The following is a 14769-nucleotide window of genomic DNA, read 5'->3' as shown; positions in this document are numbered from 1 at the left end:
ATGCGTATTCAACAACTTTATATCTATCCAATTAAATCAACACGAGCTTATCAAGTATCACAGGCCTTTGTACAACCACAAGGGTTAAATTTTGACCGTGAATTTATGCTCACCGAAGTTGATGGTACATTTATTACTGCCAGAAAAGAGGCGGAACTTTTTTCTTTTTCAGCATTTCCACTTCCTTTAGGGTTATCAGTGCATCATCGTCAAGGCGATTCTATTCAAATTGCCTATCGTGATTTCAAGCAACAAGAACAATGTGAAGTGTGGGGTAATCATTTTCCATCTTGGATTGCACCTGAGACCATCAATCAATGGTTTAGTGCAAAAATGGGGAGAGACGTTCAATTACGCTGGTTAGGCGAAACGTCTCAACGGTATATTAAAAATACTGAACAAAGTGTTTCTTTTGCCGATAGTTATCCTATTTTACTGACTTCGCATACTTCTTTAAAATCTATTCAAGAATATTGTGAACAGCCAATTCAAATGCAACAATTCCGTCCTAATATTGTGATTGATGGTGAAGTCGCTTTCGCTGAGCAAGAATGGCAAAGAATACAGATTGGTGAAGTCATATTTATCCATACGAAACCTTGTGAACGTTGCATATTAACTACTCGAGATCCACATAATGCCCAAATGCACCCTAAAATGGAGCCATTTCGCACATTAAAAAAAATCAATCCAAATGAAAAAGGGAAACCTTTGTTTGGAATTAATTTAGTCCCATTAAACTCTGGTGTAATTTATGTAGGTGATGAACTTCAGCTACTCTAACTAACCTTTAAACAACTGTTCTATGTTTACAAAAAAATCAAGGAAAATTAACCGCACTTTATGCTCAATTAACGCCAATGAGTAAAACTTGATCCAGTGCACAAAATTTAATAATTCAATTTTAAGATATAAAAAAATTTTACTTATTTATAAATAAGTTATTCTCTGTCAATAATGACTATAAAAAATTTAAAGCTTGAATTTTCCTTTTCATCCCATTATCTTGTATCGAAACTTACATCCTAACACTACATATAGTATTTTTAGCCTATATAGTGTTTCACTTTTAACAAACAGGTCTGCAACAATGAATAAAGCACTGATGGTCACTAAGCGTGACGGGCATCTTGAGCCAATTGATCTTGATAAAATTCACCGTGTTATTACTTGGGCTGCTGAAGGTCTAGAGAACGTTTCTGTTTCACAAGTTGAGCTACGTTCACACATTCAATTTTATGAAGGTATTCGCACCTCAGATATCCACGAAACCATTATCAAAGCTGCTGCAGACTTAATCAGTAAAGAAAGTCCTGATTATCAATATTTGGCTGCTCGCCTTGCTGTATTTCATTTACGCAAAAAAGCCTATGGTCATTTCGACCCACCACGTCTTTATGAGCACGTGAAAAAATTAGTACGTATGGGCAAATACGATGCCTCATTATTAACGGACTACTGTCGTGAAGAATGGGATGAAATGGATACTTACCTTGATCATTGGCGCGATATGACATTCTCTTATGCAGCAGTGAAACAATTAGAAGGTAAATACCTTGTTCAAAACCGTGTAACTGGTGAAATTTATGAGTCAGCACAGTTCTTATATTTATTAGTGGCTGCGAGCTTATTCTCTAAATATCCGCAAGAAACTCGATTGGATTACATTCGTCGTTTCTATGATGCAACTTCAACATTTAAGATCTCGTTACCAACACCAATTATGGCGGGTGTACGAACCCCTACACGTCAATTCAGTTCTTGTGTATTAATTGAATGTGGCGATAGCTTAGATTCAATCAACGCAACAGCTTCTGCAATAGTGAAATACGTTTCTCAACGTGCGGGAATTGGTGTTAATGCGGGTGCAATTCGTGCTTTAGGTAGCCAAATTCGTGGTGGTGAGGCGTTCCACACTGGTTGTATTCCATTCTATAAATACTTCCAAACAGCAGTGAAATCTTGTTCGCAAGGTGGAGTGCGTGGTGGTGCTGCAACAGTGTTCTACCCAATATGGCATTTAGAAGCTGAAAGCTTATTAGTATTAAAAAATAACCGCGGTGTAGAAGACAACCGAGTTCGCCATATGGACTATGGTGTACAGCTAAACAAATTAATGTATCAACGCTTAATTAAAGGTGCTGACATTACATTGTTTAGCCCATCTGATGTACCGGGACTCTACGAAGCATTCTTCGCAGATCAAACGAAATTTGAAGAGTTATATTTAAAATACGAACAAGATCCAACAATTCGCAAACGCGCTGTAAAAGCAGTTGAGTTATTTTCTTTATTAATGCAAGAGCGTGCTTCAACAGGCCGTATTTATATTCAAAACGTGGATCACTGTAATACTCACTCTCCGTTTGATCCTGTAGTTGCACCAGTTCGTCAATCAAACTTATGTTTAGAAATTGCATTACCAACTAAACCATTACAACATTTCCACGATGAAAATGGTGAGATTGCATTATGTACACTTTCAGCCTTTAACCTAGGTAAATTAGAGAATCTTGATGAATTAGAGAGTTTAGCGGATCTTGCTGTTCGTGCATTAGATGCATTATTAGATTACCAAGACTACCCTGTTCGTGCAGCAAAACGTAGCTCATTGGGCCGCCGTTCATTAGGTATTGGTGTAATTAACTACGCTTATTATCTGGCGAAAAATGGAGTACGCTATTCAGACGGCAGCGCAAACGATTTAACTCACCGTACTTTTGAAGCTATCCAATATTATTTATTGAAAGCCTCAATGAATTTAGCAAAAGAAATTGGTCCTTGTGAATACTTCAATGAAACTACTTATGCAAAAGGCATTTTACCAATTGATACCTATAAGAAAGATATTGATACTTTAACACAAGAACCATTACATTATGACTGGGAAACTTTACGTAAAGAGATCCAAGAGTTTGGCTTACGCAACTCAACGTTAACCGCCTTAATGCCATCAGAGACATCTTCACAGATTTCGAATGCAACAAATGGTATTGAACCTCCACGTGGACACGTCAGCGTGAAAGCATCAAAAGACGGTATTTTGAAACAAGTTGTTCCTGAATATGAAACACTTGGTGAAAACTACGAATTATTGTGGGAACTTCCAAATAACGATGGTTACTTGCACTTAGTGGGTATTATGCAAAAATTCGTGGATCAAGCCATTTCAGCAAATACCAACTATGACCCACAACGTTTTGAAGATGGTAAAGTTCCAATGAAACGATTACTTGGAGATTTATTAACCGCTTACAAATATGGCTTAAAAACACTTTACTATCAAAACACTCGCGATGGTGCAGATGACGGTCAAGATGATATTGATGATGCGTGTGCAGGTGGTGCTTGTAAGATCTAATCGTTTAATTCAATCCCAATAATAGAAAGGCGGTTTATCTCATTGATAACCGCCTTTTATATTGTTTTTGATTTTATAATTTGGCTAAGCTCAACACCTTAGAAAATAATCGTTTAAATAACAAAGGAATTGACTGAACTCCTCGTTTTTCCATTTCACTCGATAACGCCAAAGCTAAATCTGGTTTTGATGTTCTCTGAATCGCACGTTGAATAATCTTACTAGTCGGCAAAAAATTTGATTTATTCATTTGCCATTGTGCTAAACGAATAAATACCTCTGAAAAACCATTAACATAGAAAAAGTGTTCAATATCTCGACGTGGTAAAATCGTTAATCTATCGCTAATATGCTCCATACTATTTAACATAGAAGTCGCAACTTCTCGATATTTTTTCCCAGCCTCATCACCGTCGACTAAAACATACCATTCAATACCCATTGCTTTGACATATTTAATCAAAGGCTTTAAGCCACTCTGTGCAAATTCAACAATACGGATCCCTTCAATATCCAAATTAATCGACAATAGCTTAGCCAATTCTGATAGAATCCACACTTCTGTTTCCCCTTCTACTAAGATCCACATACGTGCAAATAAGGCTAAACTCCGATTATGATGAATATGGAAACTTAATCTGCGGAAATCTTCTTTACCTAAATCACGGCGGCTTAATTGGAAACTTTCAGTTCTCAATGGTGTTCGAACTAAGCGACAAATTGACGTTAATCGCACTTGTGAAATCAGCTCAACCGAGTTAGTAGTGGTAATACGTTGCACTGGCAAATAACTGACTAATTCCCATAAAATTGCTACCATACGAGGATGTAAACGTGCTTCAGGATCTTCAAATAAGATGATAGGGTGAGTAAATTTCCCAAAATGCACAAATTCACTTTCAATAAATAATGAAGCTAAAGAAAAAAACACTTTACGACGTAAGCGTTGGGTTTCATCTTGTTGAAGCCTACCACACAATGATTTTACCTTCTGCCATAACACTGTAGTATCTTGCATTAACTCACCATTGCTATGGCGATTTAAAAAGTAATAACGTAAAAGTAAAATGACAGCCTGAATTTCACTTTGTAGCGGATCTTGAATAGCTGAGTTTTGTTTAATTAGCCTTAAAGTATGTGGATTTTTATTGAGTCTAGCATCTCGGAAACGATAAACAGGGTGGCGAGAAATCAAAGAAAAAACCAGCTGTTCAATATTATCTACGACAACCGAATCACCATTTTGATCTAAAAATGAATACTCTGTGGTCACTTCATTTTCAGCATTTCTCTCTCCCTCGACACGCAAATATAATCGTTGGTATCCATCGGGATGATGAATAAATAAATGGTGCCTTACATAAGGGAGATTATAATCTGCGTTATCTTCATTCTTTTCGTGCTCACAAAAAGTAAAAAGCAAGGTAATATTTTGCACAGGTTGTTGATTTGCATTGGAAATATGAAAATCCTTCAGTGAAAACTGATATAACGTTTTTTCAGGATTAAAAATAGAACTTAATGCAGAAAGTAAACTGGATTTACCCCACATATTTTCACCAATTAACACCATATCTGGGCGAAATTTTATAGATAATCGATTAATACCACGAAACCCTACAATTTCTAATTGTCGTAAATACATAATCACCTCTTGTTTTTTTCCTCGCCTTGCCTAGAATGGAAAAGCTGTACTATCAAAGGAAAACATTTATGTATGAAGGATTGCTGATTGTTTTGTGCCCACTTTTTGCTGGGTATCTCATCAAAACACAAAATGAAAAAATATTATCCCCAATTAACAAAATTGTGATGATTTTATTATATATCATCTTATTTTTAATGGGCTTCTCATTAGGTCAACTAGATAACCTAGCTCAAAAGCTCCCTGTTATTGCAATTTCAGCATTAACTTTTGCAGTGATCATTCAATCATTAAATATCACTGGCTTAGTGATTTACGATAGATTATTTCCTAAACCAATCAAGTTGTCCACGAAAGAAATTCCACCTCGTTGGAAATTGTTGCTAGATTCCGGCAAATTATGTGGAATGGTCGTAATCGGTTTTATTCTTGGTTTTGTGTTGAAATCCACTTTCACATTGCCTTTTGGTACAAGTACTTATGTGTTAATTTGCTTGATTTTCTGTGTAGGAGTACAACTACGTAATAACGGTATCACACTACGTGAGGTTTTCTTCAATAAGCGAGGATTAGCGACAGGCTTCATTTTTATTACAACATCTCTCTTTGGTGGAGTCGTTGCTGCCTTGATTTTAGATTTACCATTAACTCAAGGCCTAGCGATTGCCTCTGGATTTGGTTGGTATTCACTGTCTAGTGTTGTGATTAATGATGCTTGGGGACCGGTATTTGGGAGTATTGCATTTTTTAACGATCTTTCACGTGAAATTGTCAGCTTATTCTTAATTCCTTTTTTGATGTTTAAACACCGCTCAACCGCCGTAGGTATATCTGGTGCAACTGCACTAGATTGCTCCTTACCAATTATTCAAAAATCAGGCGGGATCGAAGTTTTACCACTAGCAATTAGTTTTGGTTTTATTACCAATATTTTGCCACCAATTTTATTGGTATTCTTCTCCTCTATCCCTTTATAGCTGACAAATGAAAATTCTTAAAAAATGACCGCTCTTTATTCAAAATAGCTAAAATTCTGTCATGATGGAGTAAATTTTAAAACAAAAAGAGGAAACGTTTAGTTTCCTCTATCTATCATTAATATTAGTAATTACAAGTTCATTAATTTTTCCAATGAAGGGGCAAAATAATAGCTACCTGTAACGGCTTTTGTGAAACCTAGTAAACGATCTGTTTTACCATCTTTCTCACCAAACATATTCAGTAATTGTTGGTCTATATTATATAGTTTCGCACAGTACGCCACGAAAAATAAACCATGTTTTCCGCTAGCAGTACCATAAGGCAAGCTATGACGTAAAATCTTCAAACCAACACCATTTTCTTTTAAGTCTGTACGCCCAACGTGTGACGTATCTGCTTTATCATCTAACTCAACGCTATCTGGCTTCGTGCGTCCAATCACATTTTCTTGTTTTTCTACACTTAATTTTTCCCATTTCGTTAAGTTATGTTCATAACGTTGTGTAAACACATAGCTTCCGCCCACATCTTCACCATCTGCGATTAATGCAACTTCGGCTAATTTAGCATCTTGTGGATTTTCCGTACCATCAATGAAACCAGTGAAATCTCGCTCTTCTACCCAACGGAAACCATGAATTTCTTGATGCACATCTAAAGCAGAGCCAAATGCAGCCATTGCAGCTTGAGCAACTGAAAAATTCACATCAGGACGTAAAGATTGAATATGTACGAGTAAATCATTTTGTGTTGAAGGTGCAGATAGATCACCTCGACCTAAAGTCACAAATGGCTTTAACTCTACCGCACTTTGTGCACCAGCAAGCTGTTTCCATACTCTATCCCCAAAAGCAACTACAGCCCCTAATCTCGCATCTGGATATTGTTGCTGTAATTGCGCTAATTTTTCACAAAATCTGCGACTTGCTTGAGGAATAATAGATAAATCCGTAATATTAGCTTCCAAAAAAATTGCTGCTTTACTGTGATCCAGTAAAACTCCGCTTTGTGCAGTCATTATTGTTCTCCATCAATCAAAAAATCTGACTAATTATAAGCATTAAATAAAAAATCTGCACTCTATTTGTAAATAGAATGCAGATATATCATTAAAAAATAAGTGTGCTTAAAGCATAAATAATGCTAAAAATAAAATAGCAAGTACCATACCTGGCGCAGTACGTTTTACCATTTCAACAGGGCTCACCATCGCAAGACCTGCACAAACAATAGTCACCCCTGCAATTGGTGATGCAGTACGACCAATTGCGCCTGCAATTGCTGCAGCCATACCTAAGTTCACATAGGTATACCCAAGTTCTGGAGCATGTGGTGTAACCGCAGTATTAAACGCTATTGCTGCCGCATCGCCTGACCCAGTAACAACCCCCATTAAGAATGGTCCAACTGTTGCCCCCCAACGCACAAACTCATTTGAATGTTTCAAGAATTCAATCGCAGAATCTACTGCACCTGTTGATTTCAAACCAGCAACGAACACACTTGCAGCAATAATGATACCTAATACATTAGCGTAAGCATTCCCCATACCATTGAAAAATTCCTCTGTAATTTTTGCTGGAGAAATACGAGTTACAACTAAGCCATAAATTGCACCGATTAACATTGCTTGTGGAACGCCCATTTTTGTCCATTCAAGACCTGGTACTTTTTGTAATGAAGTACCACCGATAACTAAGATCACTAACGGGACTAATGGTGCTAACGCATAAAGCACATTGACTTTACCAAAGCTCGCTTCAGCTTCTTTGTTCTCATTTAAATAAGCATCTCTATGTTCTTTACCATAGTCTTTGAGGATAACTGCTAAAACCGTTAACACGAATGCACCAATTGCACCAGCTATAATAGTGTAAGGCGCATGAGAAAGGTTGACTTCTGGAATACTTAAACCAGACATTTCACTGATCATTGCAGAGTGAGAAGAACCTGGACTCATCATTGAGCCAAATGTGCCCGCAAGAATTGCCGCACCCGCCGTTGCAGGGCGAACACCAGAGCTTTTTAGTACTGGAATCAATGTTGCACCGACTGCTGCTGCACAGCCTGCGGCAGAAGGAATTGCAATGTTAATGAAAAATGTAATGATAGTAGCTATTGGAATTAAAAAGAATTTCAACCCACTTAATGGCTTGGTCAACAAGTGAACTAAGTGTGTGTCACAACGGGTGTATTTCATCACATAAGCAAAACCCATACTTGAACAGATCGCCATAATTAAGCCACCTGATGTCATTGTTTTAGCAAATGCATTTAATGCCCCCATTGGATTAAGTGTCACAATGGACATTAATAAACCCACACCAATTAATACGGTACGTGTTTCATATTTTTTTATCAGTAAATAAATGGTCAAAATAATACCAAGAATTGCGATAATGGATTTTAATTCGCTCATTGCTCACCTCTAGTAGGTTAATGTTGTTTTTGTTGGAATCGTCGTCAGTTGCATATTTTCAGTGAAACACAATACATCTTGTTCACCTAAAACAGTCATATCATCACCATGAATATGTAATGCTGTTCCTTCTGGCAAGGCATACACTTTTGCATCTGGATTCACAATTAAAAATTCTGCTAAACGCTCTTCACGGCTTTCACCATTATGACCTTGCATTTTTCCTGAAATAAAGTGCGGATTAATTTGATGAGGAAATAAATTTAATGCTTCAAAAGATGGTGGATAGGTAATTGGCATATCATTTGTCGTCATGATTGAAGATCCTGCTACATTTGCACCTGCACTCCAACCAAAATAAGGTGTACCTGCAGTGACTTTATCTCGAATTAAACGCAATAATTGATGCTCATATAGCCCTTTTAATAGACAGAACGTATTCCCCCCGCCAATAGCAATCACATCAGCTTGTGCAATAATATCAATATGTTTTTCTCCGTGATGCACAGAGATAATCTCCATATTCAAATCAGCAAGTGCTTTTTGTACTTTTTGTTCATATTGAGCATAGGTTTGGCGTACACCCGCATAAGGCACAAAAGCAATTTTTTTCCCTTCATATTTTGCTAAAAATGACTTTAGCCAAGGAATAGTGTGAACTAGATAGTCAGTTTCTTTATATTTTGAACCGCTCATTAATAACATTTGTTTCATTATTGACTCCTCCATTAAATAAAACATATTACATGCTAGCTATAACCCCCATTATGTAAGTTAAAAATTAAAAGAGGAAATTAAGATGTCAATTTCGTGATGTGAATCACAAAAAGTACGATTTTATCGCAGAAAAAGAGTATTCATCGTACATTTATAAAACAGAGCTTATTCAAAGTTTTTCTTAAAAAATTTGTGTTCAAGGTCACATTTTCATCATTAATTGGGATTTTGAGTTGATAAAGAAAATAAATAGAGGATAATTAAGAAATGAAGATAAGAATTAATTTCATTTAGATTAGGGAAAATTATGCATTATTTCAAATCGAGCAAATATATTCTCTTTATCCTTGTATTATTTTGTATATCCTCTCTACAAGCTGCACCAGACTATCGAGAATGGGTAACAGATATTGAGAATCGCTTAGATAAGACAGCACTTTTATATCAACAAAATCAAATCGATGACGCGAAAACTGAAGTCCAGATGGTCTATTTCGAAGTGTTTGAAAACCTAGAAGGCCCGATCCGAATTAATTTTTCTGCACAAAAAAGCTACCAAATGGAAGCCACTTTTGGCGAAATCCGCAAAATGATAGGGGAACAAAAACCTTATGCAGAAATTCAGAAAAAAATCACCGCACTTAAAACCGAACTCCAAGAAGTCCTCCCTGTATTAAGTGAAGGTCACCAACTCAATGCTTCAGGACAACACGAAGTTTATGCCAACCAAAATATTGCAGCACATTGGCAAACCAGTTTCCAAATTATAGATGACTTACTCGCTGATGCGATTAATGCTTATGAAAATGGTGACTTTGTTAAAGCAAAAAAATTAGTCCAACAAGCACAATATGACGGCTATAAAAATTCCGAAATGGAAATGTCGATTCGTCAGAATCGTTCAGCAAGCCAAGCTGCTAGTATCAATCAACAATTCTATGATCTTATTCGTTTAAGTGACAAACCTAATCAAATCAATAGTATTGGTTATCAAATTACAACGCTATTACAAGATATTGAAGAACAGTTGCCAAATTTGCCGACAACCAGAGAAACCCAAATTGCCCATAATGAGAATGTTAGCACAACGGTCAATGAACAAAATTGGGGAAAATTGCGTAATGACATTAACCAACGGATTCAACAAGCCATTCAGTTATACGAAAAAGGCGAACAGAAAAAAGCAATGCTTGCGGTGCAAGATACCTATTTTGACGTGTTTGAGAGTAGCGGGATGGAAAGCAAAATTGGCTCTCGTGATAGTCAATTTAAAGCTGACTTGGAAGGTTATTTCACTCGCTTAGTCAGTTTAATGAAAGCTAATGCAGGCAGAGAAAGTTTACAGCAACAAGCAACTAACTTATCACAAAACTTAGATAAAGCAGTCACAATGTTACAGGGTGACAAGCAAGATCATTGGTCTATGTTCTTGTATAGTTTATTGATTATTCTACGTGAAGGTTTAGAAGCTCTTCTAATTGTGGCTGCGATTGTGGCATATTTAGTGAAAAACAATCATCAAGATAAACTTCCAATTATTCGCCAATCCGTTTATATCGCACTAATTGCGAGTGTGATTACTGCAATAATTTTCCAGTTCGCCTTTTCAAATGCAGGTGCAAGCCGAGAGTTGCTTGAAGGTTTTACAATGATGATCGCTGTAGTAATGCTGTTTATGATGAGCTATTGGTTGTTATCAAAAGTTGAAGCAGAGAACTGGAAACGTTACTTAGAAGGAAAACTTTCTACTGCGCTCACCGCAGGATCATTAGTCAGCTTATGGCTCACGAGCTTTTTAGCCGTCTATCGAGAAGGGGCCGAAACTGTCCTGTTCTACTATGCGTTAGTTAGTGATGCACAAAGTGCGGTCAGTTATTTCTATCTTTTAGCAGGCTTTATTCTCGGTATCATTATTCTCGTCGCCTGTTATTTAATTATGCGTTACTCAGTTATCAAATTGCCTCTCAAACCATTCTTTATGTTCACAGGCTCTTTTATGTACATAATGGCATTTGTCTTTGCTGGTAAAAGTATTCTTGAATTAATCGAAGGTAAATTATTTGAACCTACTCTGATTGAGGGCGCACCACAAATCAACTGGTTAGGAATTTATCCTTATGTGGAAACCTTGATTCCGCAAGCAATACTCATTCTTGCTGCTGTATTCGCTTTCTTCTATATGAAGTACCAAAGCCAAAAAGCAGCTACGATTTCACAATCAAATACTTAAAAACAGAGGAGATTAGGTATGAAAAAAGCACTCTTAACAACCACCTTGCTGGCAAGCATTTTAGCTGCGCCATCTGCATTAGCTTTCAAAGAGTTTCCAATTGGTGAGCCTGTTGAAATGAATGGTATGGAAATTGCAGCAGTTTACTTACAGCCTGTTGATATGGAGCCTCGAGGTATGGGATTATCTGCGAAAGCGTCTGATATTCACTTAGAAGCAGATATTCATGCTATCAAAGGTAACGTAAATGGCTTTGGCGAAGGTGAATGGATGCCGTATTTGACTATCAACTATACCTTAATCAATACAGATACTAATGAAAAACAAGAAGGTACATTTATGCCAATGGTGGCAAGTGATGGTCCTCACTATGGTTTAAATATTAAAATGATGGGCGTAGGTAACTACAAATTAACCTACCATATTGAGCCACCACCAAAAGCAGGTATGCACCGCCACACTGATGAAGAAACAGGTGTAGGCCGCTGGTGGAAACCATTCGATGTAAATTATGAATTTAAGTACACAGGCTTAAATTGATCAGCTTAAGATATGTCGGGCAAATGCTCGGCATATCTTTCTATAAAAATTATAAAAAATAGGCAAATCTTAGCGTATTTATAGTGTTCTAAAATATTCTAATATTTGTATATTTGGGATTGCCCTTGATAACAAGAGGTTTTTATGAATTACTTCTTTACTTTTTTCTTGCAAAATGAGCTGCCTTTTGCACTTTTACTCGGCTCAATGTGGTCTTACTCATCACAAATAAAAATTAAACGAGTGATTTGGCTAAGCGTATTGAGTTTTTTTGTAGGCGCATTGTTCATTCTTAACCTACCCAATAAACAAACAATTTTATTAGGTCTAAATATCTTCCTATTACTTTCTTTTATTTTGTTTTATGCCAATATTTTCTTGTATATTGAAAAACTACGTTATTTCTGGCATTGCGTACTGCTTTTTATCGCAGGAATTTATTGGGGTAAAGATCCTAATATTGTGGCAATCACACAAACAGATGTCATTAATACTGATTTCATTTTAAATATCAGTGCGATCGTTCTTGCGATTTTCCTTTGTTTATTCTTAGTTGCTTGGCTTGTTGTATTAATCCAACAAAGCAAAACGCAACAAAAATTAACCGCACTTCCCAAATGGATCATCACAATCATTTTACTATTATTGTTGACGCCACTTTGTGGAGATATTTTATTAAATTTAATGAAACTACAACAAATTGAACTGACCAAAGTTCGGTTAAGTTTTGTAGCAAAATCAGGCAGTCTCACCCAATATTTCAATTATTTGCACAGCATAATCTTACTGTCATGTATCATACTATTCTTCTCACGAGTGCATCTATTGAGAAAATTAACATTTAATAATGAGACTCACCCGATTGAAAAACGTAAAAAATTATCAATATTGTTAACATCTCAACGCCTGATCTTATGGGGCATTTTTGCCATTTTAATCATTGTAGGAAGCCAATTATATTGGGATAAAATAGCCTCTCAGCCCCCACAATTATCCGCAGCTACCCCTGTCACCTTAGATCATAATAACCAAATTCATATTCCAATTGAGCAAGTCAGTGATGGCAAATTACATCGTTTTGTCTGGATTGCAGATGATGGTAAAGCGGTACGTTTCTTCCTGATTAATCGCTTATCAGATCGTTTAAGTCTTGCAGCGGTGTTTGATGCTTGTATTCTTTGTGGTGATCAAGGCTATGTAATGGAAGGAGACCAAGTCGTTTGTGTCGGCTGTGGCGTGCGAATGTTTATTCCATCTATTGGCAAACCTGGTGGCTGTAACCCTGTACCGATTGAAAATTGGCAACAAACAGAAAATTATGTGGTTTTAAGTAAAAAAAATTTAGAAGACGGTTTAAATTACTTCTCAACTATCGTAGAAATTGACGTCATCGATCCCGTAGATCAAAGCAAATTAAAAAATACCCAAACAGAACATAAATATAGCTACGAAGGCAAAACCTACTTCTTTGCCAATGAAAGTAACCTTAACAGCTTCCGGGATGCACCAGAAAACTACATTAAACAACAAGAGGGAAAATAAAAAAATGCTATTGCGAATGTTATTTCAATCTTGGCGATTCGGTTTAAAACGTAAATTTCTTGCAATTATTACTATTTTTCTCGCGGCAGGTTTAGTGTCTGCGTTACTTGCTGTGTCCATTGATATTGGCGACAAAATGGCACGCGAATTGAAATCTTACGGCGCAAATATTCTAGTTAAACCAGCAAGTAGTGCGATTTTACCTGATGATGTTAATGGTGCAAGTGCCCTTGCCTCACAAGATTTCCTCGATGAAAAAGAACTACCGAACGTCAAAGATATTTTCTGGCGTAACAATATCGTCGGCTTTGCTCCCTTATTAAGTGCTGATATAAAAGCTCAAAAACACAATGAAAGTGCGGTCAAAAATATTCAAATTTTAGGCACTTTCTTCGATCACCAAATTGCAATCCCTGATGAAGATACTTACCACACTGGGCAAAAAATTATTAGTCCTTATTGGAAAGTGCAAGGCGAATGGGTAGATGATTTTAATGGTCAATTTGAAAATATTATTCCGGCTTTAATTGGTGAACAATTAGCCCAAAATACCCACTGGGTGACTGGCGATCGTATTCAATTGTATTACAAAGAAGGGGAATTTTCACATCAACTTGAGGTTGAAATAAAAGGCGTACTTGCAACAGGTGGTTCTGAAGAGCAACAGCTTGTGATGCCTTTAAGTGCAGTGCAAAAATTACTAAATTTACAAGGCAAAGTTCAAGCGATTAAAGTATCTGCCTTAACGGTGCCTGAAAATGCACTTTCACGCAAAGCTCGTGCAAATGTAGATGGGTTAAATGCTGAAGAATATGACCGTTGGTACTGTACTGCTTACGTGTCTTCTATTTCTCATCAATTAGAAGAGGCGATTTCTGGTTCAGTAGTGCGACCCATTTGGCAAGTAGCGGCTTCTGAAGGAGTAGTGATAGAAAAAATTCAATTATTACTCGCTGTTGTAACCGTAGCAGCATTAATTGCCGCAGCAATGGGTATAGCCTCATTAATGAGCACCACCATTATCGAACGCAGCAAGGAGATTGGATTAATGAAAGCCCTTGGTGCTTACCAATGGCAAATAGTCTTATTATTTTATTCCGAAGCTATTATTAGTGCATTATTCGGTGGTTTACTTGGCTGTATTGCTGGTTGGGGATTAGCACGCTTTATTGGTACTGCACTATTTGGTACACCACTCGACTTTGCTTGGATCGTAATACCTTGCGTTTTGGTCTTATCAGTTTTAATCGCACTGATTGGTACTTGGTTCCCTGCCCATCGTATTGCACGCTTGTATCCAGTAGAGGTGTTATATGGGCGTTAATCAAAAATTC

General features: G+C 36.8%; 11 protein-coding genes. 7 read left to right on the top strand and 4 right to left on the bottom strand.

Annotation, left to right across the window (positions count from 1 at the left end; genetic code table 11):
* Positions 1-783: an MOSC domain-containing protein gene (locus tag CKV78_RS03280; RefSeq protein ID WP_005762058.1), complete on the top strand. Its 783-nt coding sequence runs from the start codon at positions 1-3 to the stop codon at positions 781-783.
* 307 nt (positions 784-1090) lie between these two features.
* Positions 1091-3361, top strand: coding sequence for a class 1a ribonucleoside-diphosphate reductase subunit alpha (nrdA, locus tag CKV78_RS03275; protein ID WP_005762057.1), 2271 nt, complete (start codon positions 1091-1093; stop codon positions 3359-3361).
* Positions 3362-3434: 73 nt separating this feature from the next.
* Here nrdA and CKV78_RS03270 read toward each other — a convergent pair whose 3' ends face one another.
* Complete coding sequence (locus CKV78_RS03270) at positions 3435-5006, bottom strand: ATP-dependent nuclease (RefSeq protein ID WP_005762056.1); 1572 nt, start codon at positions 5004-5006, stop codon at positions 3435-3437.
* 68 nt (positions 5007-5074) lie between these two features.
* Here CKV78_RS03270 and CKV78_RS03265 point away from each other — a divergent pair, with 68 nt between their 5' ends.
* Positions 5075-5983 (top strand): lysine exporter LysO family protein, encoded by a 909-nt coding sequence (locus CKV78_RS03265; protein WP_032855124.1) that lies wholly within the window; start codon positions 5075-5077, stop codon positions 5981-5983.
* A gap of 131 nt (positions 5984-6114) precedes the next feature.
* Here CKV78_RS03265 and CKV78_RS03260 read toward each other — a convergent pair whose 3' ends face one another.
* From CKV78_RS03260 to pepE, 3 genes are all read right to left on the bottom strand, one after another.
* The gene (locus CKV78_RS03260) at positions 6115-7005 is read right to left on the bottom strand and encodes a Dyp-type peroxidase (protein WP_005762054.1); all 891 of its coding nucleotides are present in this window, start codon (positions 7003-7005) and stop codon (positions 6115-6117) included.
* Positions 7006-7113: 108 nt separating this feature from the next.
* Entirely contained in the window at positions 7114-8406 is a 1293-nt protein-coding gene (dcuC, locus tag CKV78_RS03255) for a C4-dicarboxylate transporter DcuC (RefSeq protein WP_005762053.1), read from the bottom strand.
* Between the two features lie 9 nt (positions 8407-8415).
* Complete coding sequence (pepE, locus tag CKV78_RS03250; RefSeq protein WP_032855122.1) at positions 8416-9120, bottom strand: dipeptidase PepE; 705 nt, start codon at positions 9118-9120, stop codon at positions 8416-8418.
* 310 nt (positions 9121-9430) lie between these two features.
* On the opposite strand from pepE, the gene CKV78_RS03245 reads away from it, so the two are divergent.
* The 4 genes from CKV78_RS03245 to CKV78_RS03230 all read left to right on the top strand — a co-directional run bounded on the left by CKV78_RS03245 (position 9431) and on the right by CKV78_RS03230 (position 14759).
* Positions 9431-11353, top strand: a complete 1923-nt coding sequence (locus tag CKV78_RS03245; RefSeq protein WP_005762050.1) for an FTR1 family iron permease — start codon at positions 9431-9433, stop codon at positions 11351-11353.
* A gap of 18 nt (positions 11354-11371) precedes the next feature.
* A complete protein-coding gene (locus CKV78_RS03240; RefSeq protein ID WP_005762049.1) occupies positions 11372-11893 on the top strand; it encodes an iron transporter in 522 nt (173 codons plus the stop codon).
* A 144-nt stretch (positions 11894-12037) separates the two neighbouring features.
* Positions 12038-13435: a Fe-S-containing protein gene (locus CKV78_RS03235; RefSeq protein WP_005762048.1), complete on the top strand. Its 1398-nt coding sequence runs from the start codon at positions 12038-12040 to the stop codon at positions 13433-13435.
* Positions 13436-13439: 4 nt separating this feature from the next.
* On the top strand, positions 13440-14759 hold the full coding sequence (locus CKV78_RS03230; protein WP_032855120.1) for an ABC transporter permease: 1320 nt from the start codon (positions 13440-13442) through the stop codon (positions 14757-14759).
* Positions 14760-14769 lie beyond the last annotated feature (10 nt).

Origin of the sequence: Pasteurella dagmatis, from assembly GCF_900186835.1 — a bacterium.
Taxonomy (GTDB): Bacteria; Pseudomonadota; Gammaproteobacteria; order Enterobacterales; family Pasteurellaceae; genus Pasteurella; species Pasteurella dagmatis.
Note: the sequence above shows the minus strand (reverse complement) of the source record. Positions and strands in the feature narration are given on the sequence as shown.